The 17,918-nt window shown below is 59.1% G+C and carries 13 protein-coding genes; 9 read left to right on the forward strand and 4 right to left on the reverse strand.

Going from position 1 to position 17,918, the window contains the following annotated elements:
• Positions 1-275 precede the first annotated feature (275 nt).
• From A7D21_RS19880 to A7D21_RS19920, 9 genes are all read left to right on the forward strand, one after another.
• Positions 276-1,679, forward strand: a complete 1,404-nt coding sequence (locus A7D21_RS19880) for a polynucleotide adenylyltransferase PcnB (RefSeq protein WP_053258061.1) — start codon at positions 276-278, stop codon at positions 1,677-1,679.
• A gap of 2 nt (positions 1,680-1,681) precedes the next feature.
• Positions 1,682-2,167, forward strand: coding sequence for a 2-amino-4-hydroxy-6-hydroxymethyldihydropteridine diphosphokinase (gene folK, locus A7D21_RS19885; protein WP_069552491.1), 486 nt, complete (start codon positions 1,682-1,684; stop codon positions 2,165-2,167).
• A gap of 368 nt (positions 2,168-2,535) precedes the next feature.
• Positions 2,536-3,336, forward strand: a complete 801-nt coding sequence (gene panB / locus A7D21_RS19890) for a 3-methyl-2-oxobutanoate hydroxymethyltransferase (protein WP_069552492.1) — start codon at positions 2,536-2,538, stop codon at positions 3,334-3,336.
• Positions 3,333-4,184, forward strand: a complete 852-nt coding sequence (panC, locus tag A7D21_RS19895) for a pantoate--beta-alanine ligase (RefSeq protein ID WP_069552493.1) — start codon at positions 3,333-3,335, stop codon at positions 4,182-4,184. The genes panB and panC overlap by 4 nt, the downstream gene beginning before the upstream one ends.
• Positions 4,185-4,425: 241 nt before the next feature.
• Positions 4,426-6,090, forward strand: a complete 1,665-nt coding sequence (gene pgi, locus A7D21_RS19900; protein WP_069552494.1) for a glucose-6-phosphate isomerase — start codon at positions 4,426-4,428, stop codon at positions 6,088-6,090.
• Between the two features lie 105 nt (positions 6,091-6,195).
• Positions 6,196-8,133 (forward strand): acetate--CoA ligase, encoded by a 1,938-nt coding sequence (gene acs / locus A7D21_RS19905; protein ID WP_069552495.1) that lies wholly within the window; start codon positions 6,196-6,198, stop codon positions 8,131-8,133.
• A 16-nt stretch (positions 8,134-8,149) separates the two neighbouring features.
• A complete protein-coding gene (locus A7D21_RS19910) occupies positions 8,150-9,019 on the forward strand; it encodes an oxygenase MpaB family protein (RefSeq protein ID WP_069552496.1) in 870 nt (289 codons plus the stop codon).
• A 55-nt stretch (positions 9,020-9,074) separates the two neighbouring features.
• On the forward strand, positions 9,075-10,091 hold the full coding sequence (locus tag A7D21_RS19915) for a class I SAM-dependent rRNA methyltransferase (RefSeq protein ID WP_069552497.1): 1,017 nt from the start codon (positions 9,075-9,077) through the stop codon (positions 10,089-10,091).
• 87 nt (positions 10,092-10,178) lie between these two features.
• Positions 10,179-13,112 (forward strand): DUF748 domain-containing protein, encoded by a 2,934-nt coding sequence (locus A7D21_RS19920; RefSeq protein ID WP_053258069.1) that lies wholly within the window; start codon positions 10,179-10,181, stop codon positions 13,110-13,112.
• Positions 13,113-13,398: 286 nt separating this feature from the next.
• Here A7D21_RS19920 and A7D21_RS19925 read toward each other — a convergent pair whose 3' ends face one another.
• The 4 genes from A7D21_RS19925 to truB form a co-directional block, all read right to left on the reverse strand.
• Complete coding sequence (locus A7D21_RS19925) at positions 13,399-14,019, reverse strand: BON domain-containing protein (RefSeq protein WP_053258070.1); 621 nt, start codon at positions 14,017-14,019, stop codon at positions 13,399-13,401.
• A gap of 295 nt (positions 14,020-14,314) precedes the next feature.
• Positions 14,315-16,420, reverse strand: coding sequence for a polyribonucleotide nucleotidyltransferase (pnp, locus tag A7D21_RS19930; protein ID WP_053258071.1), 2,106 nt, complete (start codon positions 16,418-16,420; stop codon positions 14,315-14,317).
• Positions 16,421-16,614: 194 nt separating this feature from the next.
• Complete coding sequence (rpsO, locus tag A7D21_RS19935; protein ID WP_003177875.1) at positions 16,615-16,884, reverse strand: 30S ribosomal protein S15; 270 nt, start codon at positions 16,882-16,884, stop codon at positions 16,615-16,617.
• 115 nt (positions 16,885-16,999) lie between these two features.
• Positions 17,000-17,917, reverse strand: coding sequence for a tRNA pseudouridine(55) synthase TruB (gene truB, locus A7D21_RS19940; RefSeq protein WP_003235022.1), 918 nt, complete (start codon positions 17,915-17,917; stop codon positions 17,000-17,002).
• Between the last annotated feature and the right edge of the window lies 1 nt (position 17,918).

The following is a 17,918-nucleotide window of genomic DNA, read 5'->3' on the forward strand; positions in this document are numbered from 1 at the left end:
GGAGTGTCATGAAGGTAAAAATTCATGGCGAGGGCGATCAACAAAAACAAGAAGCCCGCAATCAATAATAAAAAAAGAGCACGCAACTACTTCTGGGGGAGCTTTGGCTCCCCTTGTAGTTTCTGCGATTTGGCACCCGCCAACCCTTCTTTTAAGCTTCTGGCGCAAGCCTTGCAGCTTGTTCCTACACCATCCCTCGACTAAATGCTAGAATCCCGGCCCATCATGCGGTCATTCTTCGTTATGGCCGAACATTCCTTCAAACAGTGCATCCCATGCTGAAGAAGTTGTTCCAGTCATTCCGTTCCCCCTTGCGTCGTACGCAACACATTCGCAGCACGCCTGAAGTGCTTAACAGCAATCAGCATTCATTGCAGCGCGCTCAATTCAGCCGTTATGCGGTGAACATCGTCGAACGTTTGCAGAACGCCGGCTACCAGGCTTACCTGGTGGGCGGGTGCGTGCGCGACATGTTGCTCAACATAACGCCCAAGGATTTCGACGTCGCCACCAGCGCCACGCCGGAGCAAGTGCGTGCCGAATTCCGCAACGCGCGAATCATCGGCCGCCGCTTCAAATTGGTGCACATCCACTTTGGTCGCGAAATCATCGAGGTCGCGACCTTCCGCGCAGGCCATCCGCAAAACGATGAAGAGGAAGACACTAACCAATCTTCCCGCAACGAAAGCGGACGCATCCTGCGCGACAACGTGTACGGCACCCTGGAAGAAGATGCGCAACGCCGCGACTTCACCATCAATGCGCTGTATTACGACCCGGTCAGCGAGCGCATTCTGGATTACGCCAATGGCGTACACGACATTCGCAACAACCTGATCCGCTTGATCGGCGACCCGACGCAGCGCTACCAGGAAGACCCGGTACGCATGCTGCGCGCCGTACGGTTTGCCGCCAAGCTGAACTTCGGCATCGAAAAACACACCGCCGCGCCGATTCGCGAGCTGGCGCCGATGTTGCGTGAGATTCCGTCGGCACGTCTGTTTGAAGAAGTGCTCAAGCTGTTCCTGTCGGGCTATGCCGCCGACACGTTTGAAATGCTCGTCGACCTGCAGTTGTTCGATCCGTTGTTCCCGGCGAGCGCCGAGGCTCTGGAATACAACCCGACGTACACCCACACCCTGATCAGCGAGGCGTTGATCAACACCGACCTGCGCATCAAGCAGAACAAACCGGTGACCCCGGCGTTCCTGTTTGCCGCCTTGTTATGGCCGGCCCTGCCCAAACGCGTCCTGCGCCTGCAAGACCGTGGCATGCCGCCGATCCCGGCCATGCAGGAAGCCGCGCACGAACTGATTGCCGAGCAGTGCCAGCGCATCGCGATTCCAAAACGCTTCACCATGCCGATCCGCGAGATCTGGGACATGCAGGAACGCCTGCCGCGCCGCAGCGGCAAACGCGCCGATCTGCTGCTGGACAATCCGCGGTTCCGCGCCGGCTACGACTTCCTGTTGCTGCGCGAAAGCGCGGGGGAGCAGACCGACGGCCTGGGCGAATGGTGGACTGACTACCAGGATGCCAATGACAGCCAGCGTCGCGACATGATTCGTGACCTCGGCAGCAAAGGCGATGGCGCCGGCGAAGGCCCGAAGAAGCGTCGCCGCAGTGGTGGCAAGCGCAAACGCAGCGCCGTCGATGCATCGGGCGCCACAGGCGAATAAACGTGGACCGTATCTACATCGGCATGGGCAGCAATCTCGCGGCCCCGGACCAACAATTGCGCAGCGCCGTAGAGGCGTTAGCGTTATTGCCAGGCACCAGCGTCGCCGGCGTATCGGCGTTTTATCAAAGTGACTCTCTGCTCCCGGGCCAACCGCGCTACACCAATGCGGTCGCCGCCCTGGACAGCTGCCTCGCGCCCTTGGAGATGCTCGATGCGTTGCAAGCCATCGAAAACGACCAGGGCCGCGAGCGCCTTGAACGCTGGGGCCCACGCACCCTGGATCTGGATATCCTGTTGTTCGGCGATCGCCTGATCGATGAACCGCGCCTCAAGGTCCCCCATTACCAGATGCACCTGCGGGCGTTCGTGTTGTACCCGCTGGCCGAACTGGCCCCCACCCACCTGCAACTGCCAAACGGCCAAACGCTCAGCGAACTGCTGGCAGCCTGCCCGTTCGTCGGCCTGGAACGCCTCCCGACTGCTTGATGCGATCCCTGTGGGAGCAGCTGGCTTGCCTGCGATCGCATCAACGCGGTGTGGCGGATGTGCCGAGTCGTCTGCAGCGCCGGCAAGCCAGCGCCCACACTTGATCGCCGGCGTGACGCCAAGCGGCGTTCAACCTGCTGAATCGCGTCAGTAACAGCGGTAACACCGCACTCGTAACAATGCGGTAACACATCCAATTGACTTCCCGTGTCCTCATCACGACTATAGGCGTCCCGCTGCCGCCGACCCGGCGCTAAAGGGCGCAATCCAGGCCTTATAAGCACTGCTCTCAAGACAGTGCGCCTGTATAAACGAAGACTCACGCGCGTTACTCGCTGTTTCCAAGCGCCTGAACGAGGACCCTTTTCATGCCAGACATTACCCTGACCACCTTGCAGAGCCTGAAGCTCAAAGGTGAAAAAATCACCATGCTGACCTGCTACGACGCCACCTTCGCCCAGGCCTGCTGCCAGGCCGGCGTCGAGGTGCTACTGGTGGGTGACTCCCTGGGCATGGTTCTTCAAGGGAATGACAGCACCCTGCCCGTCACCACCGATGAACTCGCCTACCACACCGCCAGCGTGAAACGCGGTAACGACGGCGCCTTCATCATCGCCGACCTGCCGTTCATGAGTTACGCCACGGTCGAGCAGACCTTTCAAAACGCCGGCAAACTGATGCAAGCCGGTGCGCACATGATCAAAGTGGAAGGCGCCGTATGGCTCGCCGAGTCGATCCGACTGCTGGCTGAGCGCGGCGTACCCGTGTGTGTGCACATGGGCCTGACCCCGCAGTCGGTCAACCTGCTTGGCGGCTATAAAGTACAAGGTCGCAATGAAGCCCAGGCGCGCCAGATGCGTGCGGACGCCATCGCCCTGGAACAAGCAGGTGCGGCGATGATTCTGCTGGAGTGCGTGCCGAGCGAACTGGCGGCGGAAATCACCCAGGCCGTCAAAGTGCCGGTGATCGGCATTGGCGCAGGTTCCGCCACCGACGGCCAGGTGCTGGTGATGCACGACATGCTCGGCCTGTCGTTGACCGGCCGTGCGCCGAAGTTCGTGAAAAACTTTATGGCCGGCCAGGACAGCATCCAGGCAGCATTGAGCGCTTACGTGGACGAAGTCAAAGCCGTTTCTTTCCCAGGCGTCGAACACGGATTCTCTGCATGAACACCGTTAAAACAGTACGAGAGCTGCGCGCCGCCGTCGCTCACGCGCGCAGTGCCGGCAAGCGCATTGGCTTTGTGCCCACCATGGGCAACCTGCACAGCGGCCACGCCACTCTGGTGACCAAGGCCGCGCAGCAATCGGACTTCGTGGTGGCGAGCATTTTCGTCAACCCGCTGCAGTTCGGTGCCGGCGAAGACCTGGACAAATACCCGCGCACACTGGCTGCCGACCAGGAAAAGCTGCTGCAAGCCGGTTGCAACCTGCTGTTCGCGCCGACCGTCGAAGAAATGTACCCCGGCGGCATGACCGGCCAGACCCGCGTGAGTGTCCCGCAGCTGTCCGAAGGCCTCTGCGGCGCCAGTCGCCCAGGGCATTTCGAAGGTGTGGCCACGGTGGTCAGCAAATTGTTCAACATGGTCCAGCCGGACATGGCCGTGTTTGGCCAGAAGGATTACCAGCAACTGGCGGTTATTCGCGCCATGGTCCATGACCTGAACATGCCGATCCAGATCATCGGCGAGCCAACCGTACGTGCCGCCGACGGCCTCGCGCTGTCATCGCGCAACGGTTACCTCACCGAAGAACAACGCGCCATCGCGCCCGTGCTGTACCGCAGCCTCAGCCAGATCGCTGCCGCCATCAAGGGCGGTGACCACGATTTCGCCAAGCTGCGCACCGAGCAGATCCAGCACATCGAAGCGGCCGGTTTGCGCCTGGATTACCTGGAAGTGCGCCAAGGCGTGCACCTGCGTGCCGCCACGCCTGAAGACCGTGATGTCGTGATCCTGGTAGCCGCGTATTTGGGCGCTACGCGCCTGATCGATAACTTGCACTTGAATCTGGCCTGACCAACCCGGCCTTTCCCCCTGAAAAACCGCTAAACAGTTGCCCTCCCTGCTGTGCCGGTATAAAAAAGTACCGGCTACAGCGCAGACAAAGCCAAGACATATCGACACGCTAGGTTTAATGTAATCGCCCTGCGCCATAGTTGGCGCTGACCGGAGCTCAACGCCTTATGAAAGACTGGACGTTCCGGATTTAGAAGTGTCCTAAAGGCAAGTCCCCGTAATAAAAAGGAAACCCGCAGCGATGGCGTACTACCGCACTCCTCATGACGTTACCGCTCTGCCCGCTTGGCAAGCGCTCAACCAACACCGCCTCGCCATGCAGGATTTCAGCATGCGCGAAGCGTTTGATGCCGATCCCCAGCGCTTCTCCCAATTCACCTTGAGCAGCTGCGGGCTGTTCCTCGATTACTCGAAAAACCTGATCACCAGCGAAACCCGTGACCTGCTGGTGGCCCTGGCCAAGGAAGTCGACCTTAAAGGCGCGATCGAAGCGCTGTATGCCGGCGAACCGGTTAACTCCTCCGAAGGCCGCCCGGCCCTGCACACCGCCCTGCGCCGCCCAGTCGGCGACAAGCTGTCGGTCAATGGCGTGAACATCATGCCGGATGTGCACAAGGTGCTGAACCAGATCACCGACCTCGTCGGCCGTATCCACGATGGCCTGTGGCGTGGCTACACCGAAAAGCCGATCACTGACGTGGTGAACATCGGTATCGGTGGCTCGTTCCTGGGCCCGGAGCTGGTCTCCGAGGCGCTGCTGTCCTACGCCCACAAAGGCGTGCGTTGCCATTACCTGGCAAACATCGACGGCAGTGAGTTCCACGAACTGACCCAGAAGCTGCGCGCCGAGACCACGCTGTTTATCGTCTCGTCGAAGTCCTTCAACACCCTGGAAACCCTCAAAAACGCCCAGGCGGCACGCGCCTGGTACCTGGCCCAGGGCGGTTCCGAAGCCGAGCTGTACCGCCACTTCATCGCCGTATCGAGCAACAACGCGGCGGCGGTCGCTTTCGGTATCCGCGAAGAAAACATTTTCCCGATGTGGGACTGGGTCGGTGGCCGTTACTCGCTGTGGTCCGCCATTGGCTTGCCAATTGCCCTGGCCATTGGCATGTCCAACTTCAAGGAACTGCTGTCTGGTGCCTACACCATGGACCAGCATTTCCAGAATGCTCCGTTCGAAGCCAACATGCCGGTGCTGCTGGGTCTGCTGGGCGTGTGGTACGGCAACTTCTGGGGTGCGCAGAGCCACGCGATCCTGCCGTACGACCACTACCTGCGTAACATCACCAAGCACTTGCAACAGCTGGACATGGAATCCAACGGCAAGAGCGTGCGCCAGGACGGCACGCCAGTGTCCACCGACACCGGCCCGGTTATCTGGGGCGGCGTCGGTTGCAACGGTCAGCACGCTTACCACCAGTTGCTGCACCAAGGGACCCAACTGATTCCGGCCGACTTTATCGTGCCGATCGTCAGCTTCAACCCAGTGTCCGACCACCACCAGTGGCTGTTCGCCAACTGCCTGTCGCAAAGCCAGGCATTGATGCTCGGCAAGACACGCAGTGAAGCCGAAGCCGAACTGCGCGAGAAGGGCATTGCGGAAGATGAAGTGCAGAAGCTGGCCCCGCACAAGGTGATCCCGGGCAACCGCCCGAGCAACACCCTCGTGGTCGAACGCATCAGCCCGCGTCGCCTCGGCGCACTGGTGGCCATGTATGAACACAAAGTGTTCGTGCAGAGCGTGATCTGGGGCATCAACGCCTTCGACCAATGGGGCGTGGAGCTGGGCAAAGAGCTGGGCAAAGGCGTGTACAACCGTCTGACCGGCGCCGAAGAAACCTCGGCCGAGGATGCTTCGACCCAAGGCCTGATCAACTACTTCCGCGGTCGTCACCGCGGCTGATCCAGGTATCGCGAGGCCAACGTCCGTTTGGACGTTGGCCTTGAACCCTCCCCTCAGTGCGTGCATCTTTATGACTTGTCCCGAAAACAAGAATAAGGACCGCTCATGTTCGATATCAGCACATTCCCCACCGCCGATGCCGTGCGCCGGGCGGCGCAGCTTAATCAAGAAGACTACCAACGCCTCTATCGCCAATCGATCGAGCAACCCGAGATCTTCTGGGCCGAACAGGCCAAGCGCTTTCTCCACTGGATGACCCCGTGGCATACCGTTCAACACTCGGACATCAACACCGGCGCAGCCCAATGGTTTGCCGGCGGCCAACTGAACGTCAGCTACAACTGCATCGACCGTCACCTGGCGCAACGCGCTGACCAGCCAGCGTTCATCTGGGAAGGCGACGATCCTGCAACGTCTTCCAAAATCACCTACCGCCAACTCCACCAAAACGTCAGCCGCTTGGCCAATGTGCTGAAAAGTCGTGGCGTGAAGAAAGGCGACCGGGTGTGCATCTACATGCCGATGATCCCGGAAGCCGCCTACGCAATGCTCGCCTGCACACGCATTGGCGCCGTGCATTCGGTGGTGTTTGGCGGGTTCTCGCCGGACGCCTTGCGCGATCGCATTCTCGATGCCGACTGCCGCACGGTCATCACCGCTGACGAAGGTGTACGCGGTGGCAAGCCGGTGGCCTTGAAAAAAAATGTCGACAAGGCCCTGGCCAGTTGCCCGAACGTCAGCACGGTAGTCGTGGTGCAGCGCACCGGTGCGGACATTACCTGGGTAAAAGACCGCGACCTCAAGTATCAACAGGCCCTGGAGGCCGCCAGCGACGACTGCCCGCCGGAGCCAATGGACGCCGAAGACCCGCTGTTCATCCTCTACACCTCCGGCAGCACCGGCAAACCCAAGGGCGTGTTGCACACCACGGGCGGCTACCTGCTGCAAGCCGCGATGACCTTCAAGTACGTGCTGGATTATCGCGACGGCGAAGTATTCTGGTGCACCGCCGATGTAGGCTGGGTCACCGGCCACAGCTATATCGTCTACGGCCCGCTGGCCAATGGCGCCACTTCGCTGATATTCGAAGGCGTGCCGAGCTACCCGAGCAGCTCGCGTTTCTGGCAGGTGATCGACAAGCACAACGTCAATATCTTCTACACCGCGCCCACCGCACTGCGCGCCCTGATGCGTGAGGGCCACGGCCCACTGGAGAGCACCTCGCGCGCCAGCCTGCGCCTGTTGGGCAGCGTCGGCGAGCCGATAAACCCGGAAGCCTGGGACTGGTATTTCAACGCCGTGGGCGAGCAGCGTTGCCCGATCGTCGACACCTGGTGGCAGACCGAAACCGGCGGCATCATGCTCAGCCCGCTGGTCAGCGCCCAACGGATCAAACCGGGTTGCGCAACCCAGCCGATGTTTGGCGTACAGCCTGTGTTGCTCGACGAACAAGGCAAGGAATTGAGCGGCGCCGGCAGTGGCGTACTTGCCATCAAAGCCAGTTGGCCTGGGCAAATCCGCAGCATCTACGGCGACCCGCAGCGCATGATCGACACCTATTTCAAACCCTACCCCGGCTACTACTTCACCGGCGACGGCGCACGGCGCGATGAGGACGGTGACTACTGGATCACCGGGCGCATTGATGATGTTATTAACGTGTCCGGCCACCGTATCGGCACCGCCGAAGTGGAAAGCGCGCTGGTGCTGCATGACCAAGTGGCCGAAGCCGCCGTGGTCGGCTACCCCCACGACGTTAAAGGCCAAGGGATTTACGCCTTTGTCACCCCCATGAATGGGGTCGAGCCCAACGACGCGCTGAAAAAGCACCTGCTTGATTTGGTCAGCCAGGAAATCGGCAGCTTTGCCAAGCCGGACCTGATCCAATGGGCACCCGCCTTGCCGAAAACCCGTTCCGGCAAGATCATGCGACGGATTTTGCGCAAAATTGCCTGCAACGAACTGGACAGCCTCGGCGACACCTCAACCCTGGCTGACCCCAGTGTCGTAGACGGTCTGATCGACAAACGCCTGAATCGATAGGAACCCCCGCGTCGCCATGGAATTTATCCGCAGCCGCATCGAAACCCAGCTGATGAGCCTCACCGGTCTTTCACTGGGCCAGTTGGACCTGGAAAACCCCAAGGGCGACCCAGGCCTGTTCGGACCGGACTCGGTCAGCTGGCAAGTCCATGGCGACTTCAGCAGCATGCTCATCGGCGGCATCAGCGCGTTGATGCTGCAAGCCTTGCACCCGCTGGCCCTGGCCGGTGTGTGGGACCACTCCAACTTTCGCCAGGACATGCTCGGACGCTTGCGGCGGACCTCACAGTTTATTTCCGGCACCACGTTCGGTTCGCGCAAGGACGCCGAATGGCTGATTGAGAAAGTGCGCACCATCCACCTGCAAGTGGTCGGGCACGCTCCGGACGGCCGAGCCTATGCGGCCAGCGACCCAGAGCTGCTGACCTGGGTGCATGTGGCGGAAGTCAGCAACTTCCTCGCGGCGCACCTGCGTTATCGAAACCCGCACCTCAGCGGGCGGGATCAGGATCGCTACTACAGCGAAATCGCTTTGGTCGCCAAAAGGCTTGGCGCGCGACATGTTCCGCGCTCACGGCAGGAAATTTCGGATTATCTGGCGCGCATTCGTCCGCAATTGCTGTGCGACGAGCGTAGCCGCGAAGTGCTGCGCCTATTGGTCAATGCACCCGCCCCCAGCACATTGGCCAAACCCTTTGGCAGTTTGATGATGCAAGCAGGGATCGACCTGCTGCCGGACTGGGCCAGCACGATGCTCGAACAACACCAGAGCCCGCTGCAACGCCAGATGATCCGCGCCGGGGTCAAGCGCAGCGCGCCGTTGCTGCGTTGGGCGATGCGCAATGGTTCGGTACAACGCGCCCATCGGCGGATGGGGTTGATGTAGGCCAGCGCCTATAGCTGTTAAACTCCGCGCCCCCATTTACAGCAAGGCGCGCTCCATGACTCCCTTGAATCAGGCGCTGCGCGCCGCCCTCGACCACCGCCAAGACCTGATCAACGAGCTGCATGCCCAGGGCACCGACTGCTACCGGCTGTTCCATGGCAGCCAGGAAGGCGCCGGTGGCCTGACCATCGACCGTTATGGCCCGCAACTGCTGGTGCAAAGCTTCCATCAGTCCCTGCACACCGAGGAACTGCTGGACCTGTACCAACAGGTCAATCAGTTCATGGGCCTGGAATTGCAGCTGGTGTACAACGACCGTTCCCGTGGCAACTCGCGAATCGACCGCGAAGACACGGTATACCGCGCCGAACCCGCAGCCCTGGAAGACAAGGTCGGTCACGAATGGGGACTCAATTACCGTGTACGTGGGCGCCACGCCGGGCAGGACCCGTTGCTGTTCCTGGATTTGCGCAACACCCGTGGTTGGGTCAAGCACCACAGCGCCGGCAAAAGCGTACTCAACCTGTTCGCCTACACCTGTGGCGTAGGCTTGAGCGCGGCAGCCGGTGGCGCACGCGAGGTGTGCAACCTGGACTTCGCCGAGGGCAACCTGGCGGTCGGTCGCGAAAACGGCTTGCTCAACCCGCACTTGCCGACCATGGACTTTGTGCAGTCCGACTACTTCCCGGCAATTCGCCAACTGGCGGGTTTGCCGATCACCCAGCGGCGTGGCCAAAAGCTGCCGAGCTATCCGCGCCTTGAGCAACGCCAATATGACCTGGTACTGCTCGACCCTCCGGCCTGGGCCAAGAGCGCATTCGGCACCGTTGACCTGTTGCGCGACTACCAGAGCCTGCTCAAACCCGCGTTGCTGACGACCGCCGACAATGGCGTGCTGATCTGCTGCAACAACCTCGCAAAAGTCGGCATGGATGACTGGCGTGAACAAGTGCTGCGTTGCGCCGAAAAAGCCGGCCGCCCGGTACGCGACTGGCAAATCATCACGCCGGGGACGGACTTCCCGTCCCAGGACCAGCAGCCGCCCCTGAAAACACTGATGCTGCAGCTGTAAGACTTGTCTCAATAGACCCGCTTCTTCGGAACCGAAATCCCGTGCCATACTCCAAGGCACTCTCGTTCGACATAGATGGCGTCACCCATGCCCAAAGGATTGATTCGCGCCATAGGCGCCTTGTTGACTGCCCTTGCTCTGTACAGCTTGCTGGGCTTTTTGATTCTGCCGGGCATCGCCCTTCGTGTAGCCAACCAGCAACTGGCCAATTACGCCACGGTGCCGGCGCGGATCGAACGTATCGAGCTCAACCCGTTCAGCCTGGAGCTGACACTGTGGGGCTTGAAGATCGGCGAACCCGGCAAGGAACAGGTGGGTTTCGAGCGTCTTTACGCCAACCTGCAGATCGACAGTCTCTGGACGCGCGCCCTGCACCTGGCAGACGTACAACTGGACCAGCCCAAGACCGAACTGCTGTTCGATAAGTCCGGCCAACTGAATCTGGCGCAACTGTTCAAGCTGCCGCCGAGTGAGCCGACGCCGGCCGACCCGAATGCCAAACCTTTCCCGCTGCGTATCGACAGCATCAAGCTGGCCGGCGGTTATGTGCACTTCAAGGATCTGCGCCCGAGCGAGCCGATTGAGTTCCTCTACAACAAACTCGACTTCGAGCTGAAAAACCTCAGCACCTTGCCGGAAGACAATGCCGACATGACGCTGGTGGCTGCCGGCCCTGAAGGCGGGCAAATCGACTGGAAAGGCAACTTCAGCCTGGTGCCGATCACTTCCGAAGGCACGCTGAAAGTCACCGACGGTAAAATGAAAGCCTGGTGGCCGTATGTACGAGATGCCCTGCCATTGGTGCTTGAGAACGGTGTGCTGAATTTCAGCACCCACTACAAGTTCAGCCTGGCCAAAGAAACCGAGCTGAACCTGACCAACACGTCCGCCAGCATCGCGCCCTTTGCCATCAAGGCACCGGATGGCCGGCCATTGGTGCGACTGGAGCGCCTGGATGTCAGCGACACCACTGTCGACCTGGCCAAGCAGCAAGTGATTGTCGGCAAGATTCGCAGCAACAAGCTGGAAACCTGGGCGGCCCGCGAAGCCGACGGGCAACTGGATTGGCAAAAGCTGTTTGCCAGCCAACCGAGCAAACCGGCCAAGGCACCGGAACCCGCCACTGCGCCCGCCACTGCCGACTCGCCAAAAGCTGCACCGGCAGCCCCCAGCAAACCCTGGCAAGTGCTGCTCAAAGACGTGCAACTGCGTAACTATCAGGTACACCTGGCTGACCGTCAGGCCAAACCTGCAGTCGCCCTGGAACTGGGCCCGTTGAATGTCGATGTGCAGAACTTCGACAGCCTCAACCAGAAGCCCTTTAACCTGAAAGTCGACACCGGGCTGGGCAAGCAAGGCAAGATCCAGGCGGTCGGCGAGGTCAACCTCAGCCCGGTCAGCGCCAAACTGAAAGTGAATACTCAGGATATCGACCTGCGGGTTGCCCAATCCTATATCAGCCCGTTTATTCGCCTGGAACTGCGCAGCGGCATGTTGGGCAGCAATCTGGATGTAAACCTGAAAAACACGGACCCACTGGCCTTTCAGGTCACCGGCAGTGCCCAGGTCGATCAATTACATACCCTGGACACCCTCAAGAACCGCGACTTCGTCAAATGGCAGCGCCTGATGCTGGAGGGCGTGAACTATCAGCACGGCGATAGCCTGTCGATCGACAAGGTCAACCTGCTGCAGCCTTACGCACGTTTCATGATCAACGATGACCGCACCACCAACATCGATGACTTGCTGATCCCGCAACCGGCCGACACTGGCAACAAGACGGCAGCCAAGCCGGCGGCCAGCAAAGAGAAGCCACTGGGCATTCACATTGGGCAGGTTGCGATCAATGATGGCTCGGCCAACTTCGCCGACTTCAGCCTCACGCCCAACTTTGCCACTGCCATTCAACAACTCAACGGGAAGATTGGCACCATTGACAGCCGCCAGGCCAAACCGGCGAGCGTCGACATCAACGGTAAGGTAGATCGCTACGCCCCGGTGACCATCAAGGGCAGCGTCAACCCATTTGACCCGATGGCGGCGCTGGATATCGCCACCAGCTTCAAACGCGTTGAACTCACGACATTGACGCCGTACTCCGGCAAGTTCGCGGGCTTTCGCATCCGCAAGGGCCGCCTCAACCTCGACCTGCACTATGTCATCACCAAAGGCCAATTGAAGGCCGAAAACAAGGTGGTGGTCGAACAGCTGCAATTGGGTGAGAAGGTCGACAGTGCCGACGCCGTGGACTTGCCGATTCGCCTGGCAATCGCCCTGCTCAAGGACTCTGACGGCAAGATCTCCATCGAACTGCCGGTAACTGGCGACCTGAATAACCCGCAATTCAGCGTGATGCCGATTGTGTGGCAGACCCTGCGCAACCTGGTCGTACGCGCGGCAACGGCGCCGTTCAAGTTTATCGGCGGGCTGGTAAGCGGTGGCGGCTCGGAAGACCTGGGTAATGTGTCGTTCGCCGCCGGTTCCAGTGAGTTGAACAAAGACGCCGAAGGCGCCCTGAATACCCTGGCCAAGGCGCTGAAAGAGCGCCCTACCCTGCGCCTGGAAATCGAAGGCACGGCGGCTGCCAGCAGCGATGGGCCATTCCTGGCCGCAGAACGTCTGGAGCGTGAATACCAGTACAACTACTACAAGATCCTGCAGCGCCGTGGTGACAAGGTTCCAGCCCAGGCCTCGCTGCTGGTTGTACCGGAGAAAGAAAAAGCACCGTTGCTCGAAGGCATCTACCGTACTCGCCTGAAACAACAGCCACCGGCAGAATGGAAGGACCTGAGCAGCGATGATCGCACTGCGAAGCTCAAGGATGGCTTGATCAAGTTCTGGAGCGCCAGTGACGTGCTGCTGCGCCAGTTGGGCCAGGACCGGGCCAGCACCATCAAGGACTACTTGGTGGACAAGGGTAAACTGGAAGATGACCGGGTTTACTTCATTGACGCCAACCTGGGGCAGGCAGAGAAGGATGGTCGTGTGGTAACGCCGATGCATCTGGATGCCGAGTAACGCCTGAGCGACATCATCCGAATGTGGGAGCTGGCTTGCCTGCGATAGCATCACCTCGGTTCAACTGAACGACCGAGGTGCCTGCATCGCGGGCAAGCCAGCTCCCACGTTCATGTTTGTCGGGCTGGTTTTATTCCAGCCCACAATAGAACAGGCCCCGACACAAGTGCCGGGGCCTGTAATGACCACATCCGTGTGGTCGGTCGCATGAACTCAAGAGGTGCACCGGGTGGATATCTAGCTCACCCTGAGCCGCCGCCGCCCAGTTCAGGCGAAAAGTTGAGCGTTACTCTGCTTTCAGGCCATCAGCCGATACAGCTTTAACGCCTTTGATTTGCTTGGCGATATTCACTGCGGTGGTTTTCTGAGCTTCAGTCACTGCGGCCGACGAAGACAGGGACACTACACCCTTATTGGTTTCGACTTTGATGTCGGTGCCAGGAATGCCTTTCTCGGTAACCAGGTCAGCTTTCACTTTGGTGGTGATCCAGGTGTCCGAGGTGGTCTCTTTTGCGCCAGCAGCGGCGCTTTTGGTTTTGTCGACGTTATCTGCTTTAGTCGCGCCACCCGCCATCAGGCCGTCAGCGGACACGGCAGTAACGCCTTTGATTTTCTTGGTGATCGCTACAGCAGTGGCTTTCTGAGCATCAGAAATGGCGACTGTCGAGGACAGGGAAACCACACCTTTGTTGGTTTCTACCTTGATGTCCGAGCCAGGAATACCTTTTTCAGTCAGCAGATCGGCTTTGACTTTGGTGGTGATCCAAGTGTCCGAGGTGGACTCTTTGGCTTTGGTCATTTCGCCAGCGGCCAGGGTCATTGGCGCTTGGGAAGTCTGAGCAAAGGCCACGTTAGCACCCATGGCCAGGGTCAGAGCGGTAGCAGTAGCGAGAGCGAACTTCTTCATACGAGTAACTCCTGTTTTATTGAAAGTCTGCAGTGTGTGAACGTTGATGCTGCAGCGTTAACAGGGTTATTGCAGGCACTGTGCCAAGTCCTGCAACCGGATATTTTCCTTATAAAACAATAACTTAAAAAAACAGCCGATTCGCGGAATCGTGCAAGTTGCATGAAACTGATCGTGCCTGCGTGCAAGTTGCGGCTTTTTTGAATTAACTAAGCGACTGATTTCCCGACATTTTCCTGCGCGCATAAAAAAAGGACTCCGAAGAGTCCTTTTTCAGCTTAGAGCAAAGGGGTAATTAAACGCCCGAAGCCTTGGCTGCTGCTACGTCCTTGATGGACAGCTTGATACGGCCGCGGTTATCCACGTCCAGTACCAACACTTCCACTTCCTGGCCTTCTTTCAGAATGTCGGTCACTTTCTCAACACGAGCGTCGCTCAGCATGGAGATGTGAACCAGACCGTCTTTGCCCGGCAGGATGTTGACGAATGCGCCGAAGTCGACGATGCGCTCAACTTTACCGACGTAGATCTTGCCGATCTCGGCCTCAGCGGTGATACCCAGAACGCGCTGACGTGCAGCTTCTGCAGCTTCCTTGGTTTCGCCGAAGATCTTGATCGAGCCGTCGTCTTCGATGTCGATCGAAGCCTTGGTCTCTTCACAGATCGCACGAATGGTCGCGCCGCCTTTACCGATAACATCACGGATTTTGTCGGTGTCGATTTTCATCGCGATCATGGTCGGAGCATTTTCCGACAGTTCGGTACGGGACTGACCAATGATCTGGTTCATCTGACCGAGGATGTTCAGGCGCGCTTCCAGGGCTTGGCCCAGAGCGATTTCCATGATTTCTTCGGTGATGCCCTTGATCTTGATGTCCATCTGCAGCGCGGTAACACCTTTGGCGGTACCGGCTACTTTGAAGTCCATGTCGCCCAGGTGGTCTTCGTCGCCCAGGATGTCGGTCAGGATGGCGAACTTCTCGCCTTCTTTAACCAGACCCATGGCGATACCGGCAACCGGTGCCTTCATCGGGACACCAGCATCCATCAACGCCAGGGAAGCACCACAGACCGAAGCCATGGAGCTGGAGCCGTTGGACTCAGTGATTTCCGACACAACACGGATGGTGTAAGGGAACACGTCAGCAGCAGGCAGCATGGCTGCAATCGAACGACGAGCCAGACGGCCGTGACCGATTTCGCGACGACCAGCACCACCCATGCGACCACACTCACCAACCGAGAACGGAGGGAAGTTGTAGTGCAGCATGAACGGGTCTTTTTTCTCGCCTTCCAGGGTGTCCAGCAACTGTGCGTCACGGGCAGTACCCAGGGTTGCGACGACCAGAGCCTGAGTTTCACCGCGGGTGAAGAGCGCCGAACCGTGAGTCTTCGGCAGAACACCCACTTCGATGTTCAGCGGACGTACGGTGCGGGTGTCGCGGCCGTCGATACGTGGCTTGCCGTTAACGATGTTTTCGCGAACGGTGCGGTATTCGATTTCACCGAATGCAGCTTTGACGTCGCTGGAGGAAGGCTGGCCTTCTTCACCGGACAGCTTGGCCACAACCTGATCCTTCAGCTCGCCCAGGCGAGCATAACGGTCGGCCTTGACGGTGATGGTGTAGGCATCGGAGATCGCTGCGCCGAACTCGGAGCGGATAGCGCCCAGCAGTTCAGTCGCTTCAGCTTGTGGAGCCCAGGTCCAGGTTGGCTTGGCGGCTTCAGCAGCGAGTTCTTTAACAGCGTTGATTACAACCTGGAACTCGTCGTGAGCAAACAGTACCGCGCCCAGCATCTGGTCTTCGGTCAGCTCTTTGGCTTCCGATTCAACCATCAACACAGCTTCCGAAGTACCGGCAACGACCATGTCCAGGCTCGAAGCTTTCTGTTGTTCGTAAGTCGGGTTCAGCAGGTAGCCGGTGCTTTCGTGGAACGCAACACGGGCAGCGCCGATTGGACCATCGAAAGGAATACCGGAAATGGCCAGGGCAGCCGAGGTACCGATCATCGCAGCGATGTCCGGATCGGTCTTCTTGCTGGTGGAAACGACGGTGCAGACAACCTGCACTTCGTTCATGAAGCCTTCTGGGAACAGCGGACGGATCGGACGGTCGATCAGTCGGGAAGTCAGGGTTTCTTTCTCGGAAGGACGGCCTTCGCGCTTGAAGAAACCGCCAGGGATCTTACCGGCAGCGTAAGTCTTTTCCTGGTAGTGAACGGACAGAGGGAAGAAGCCCTTGCTTGGGTCCGCGTGCTTGGCGCCAACAACAGTCACCAGTACGGTAACGTCGTCATCAACGGTGACCAGCACTGCGCCGGAAGCTTGACGGGCGATACGGCCTGTCTCGAGGGTAACGGTCGACTGACCGAACTGGAATTTTTTGATAACCGGGTTCACGGTGTCCTACCTTCTTTGTGGCTCTTGGGGAACTTGTCTTCTTGCGAAATTCTTGGGCAATGTCGGGAATCGGCCCGAGCCTGGTCCAGGGTAAAACGTGTATCCAGATAAAACTTGAGGCTGGGAGCCTGCCATGGGCCAGCGGGAATCCCACTGACACACGGCAGACAACCAACCTCTAGCGCAATCGCTTATTAGCGACGCAGACCCAGGCGACCGATCAGAGTCTGATAACGACCCAGATCCTTGCCTTTCAGGTAGTCCAGCAGCTTACGGCGCTGGTTTACCATGCGGATCAGACCACGACGGGAGTGGTGATCTTTACCGTTGGCCTTGAAGTGACCTTGCAGCTTGTTGATGTTGTGGGTCAGCAGTGCAACTTGCACTTCTGGCGAACCAGTGTCACCAACAGCTTGCTGATAGTCAGCAACGATTTGTGCTTTTTCTTGAACGTCGAGAGCCATGAGGCAATCCTTTTTTCAGGAAACCACCCAAAGGGCAGTTTCAACAGGCCAGGGACAAATCCCTGTATCTAAAAATGAGTGTTGACCGTGCCTGTTAACAGCCACACTCGTCCGGTCATTCTGACCGAATTAGTCGACGTGGCGCGATGCGCCCGTCTTCGCTCACTTCACCGATACCGATAAAGCGACCGTTATGATCTTGTACCCGCACCATACCGAACTTCGGAGCGTCCGGAGCGCGTACCGGCTGGCCGTTTAGCCAGTAGAACGCGCTGTGCTCCGAGAAGTGCAGCAATGGCCAGTCCAGCAAACCGCTGTCCGATGGCATCAGGAAGCGATCAACTGCTTCATTGCCGCCTTCGGCATGTACCGCTTCCAACTCTTCCAGCGTGACCGTCTGGGCAAGGCTGAAAGGCCCTGCCTGCGTGCGTCGCAGTTCTGCAACGTACGCGCCGCAACCGAGCTGTTCACCAATATCTTCCACCAGGGTACGGATATAGGTGCCTTTGCTGCAATCCACGGCCAAGCGGGCAGTGTCGCCCTCACAGGCGAGCAATTCCAAGCGGGCAATAGTAACAGAACGCGGTTCGCGCTCCACTACTTCGCCCGCACGTGCCAGCTTGTAAAGAGGCTGCCCATCACGCTTGAGCGCCGAGTACATCGGGGGTATCTGACTGATTTGCCCACGAAAACCGGGTAAAGCAGCTTCAATATCAGCACGACCAACGGTCACGTCGCGAACCTGCAAAACATCACCCTCGGCATCGGCCGTGGTGGTGGTCTTGCCCAGTTGCATCAGGGTTTCGTAACCCTTGTCGGAATCGAGCAGGTATTGCGAGAACTTGGTGGCCTCACCAAAGCACAACGGCAATACGCCGGTGGCCAAGGGATCGAGGCTGCCGGTATGCCCGGCCTTCTCGGCGTTGAGCAACCAGCGAACCTTCTGCAAAGCGGCATTGGAGGTAAAGCCAATGGGCTTGTCGAGCAGAATGATGCCGCTGACGTTGCGACGGATACGTTTGACCTGAGCCACC

The sequence above is a fragment of the Pseudomonas sp. AP19 genome, from assembly GCF_001728855.1.
Lineage (GTDB): Bacteria > Pseudomonadota > Gammaproteobacteria > Pseudomonadales > Pseudomonadaceae > Aquipseudomonas > Aquipseudomonas fluorescens.

What these genes read in the sequence shown, in the direction of transcription:
- A7D21_RS19880 (WP_053258061.1), top strand. Translation starts at nt 276, where the DNA reads ATGCTGAAGAAGTTGTTCCAGTCATTCCGTTCCCCCTTGCGTCGTACG.
- panB (WP_069552492.1), top strand. Translation starts at nt 2,536, where the DNA reads ATGCCAGACATTACCCTGACCACCTTGCAGAGCCTGAAGCTCAAAGGT.
- panC (WP_069552493.1), top strand. Translation starts at nt 3,333, where the DNA reads ATGAACACCGTTAAAACAGTACGAGAGCTGCGCGCCGCCGTCGCTCAC.
- pgi (WP_069552494.1), top strand. Translation starts at nt 4,426, where the DNA reads ATGGCGTACTACCGCACTCCTCATGACGTTACCGCTCTGCCCGCTTGG.
- acs (WP_069552495.1), top strand. Translation starts at nt 6,196, where the DNA reads ATGTTCGATATCAGCACATTCCCCACCGCCGATGCCGTGCGCCGGGCG.
- A7D21_RS19910 (WP_069552496.1), top strand. Translation starts at nt 8,150, where the DNA reads ATGGAATTTATCCGCAGCCGCATCGAAACCCAGCTGATGAGCCTCACC.
- A7D21_RS19915 (WP_069552497.1), top strand. Translation starts at nt 9,075, where the DNA reads ATGACTCCCTTGAATCAGGCGCTGCGCGCCGCCCTCGACCACCGCCAA.
- A7D21_RS19920 (WP_053258069.1), top strand. Translation starts at nt 10,179, where the DNA reads ATGCCCAAAGGATTGATTCGCGCCATAGGCGCCTTGTTGACTGCCCTT.
- A7D21_RS19925 (WP_053258070.1), bottom strand. Translation starts at nt 14,019, where the DNA reads ATGAAGAAGTTCGCTCTCGCTACTGCTACCGCTCTGACCCTGGCCATG.
- rpsO (WP_003177875.1), bottom strand. Translation starts at nt 16,884, where the DNA reads ATGGCTCTCGACGTTCAAGAAAAAGCACAAATCGTTGCTGACTATCAG.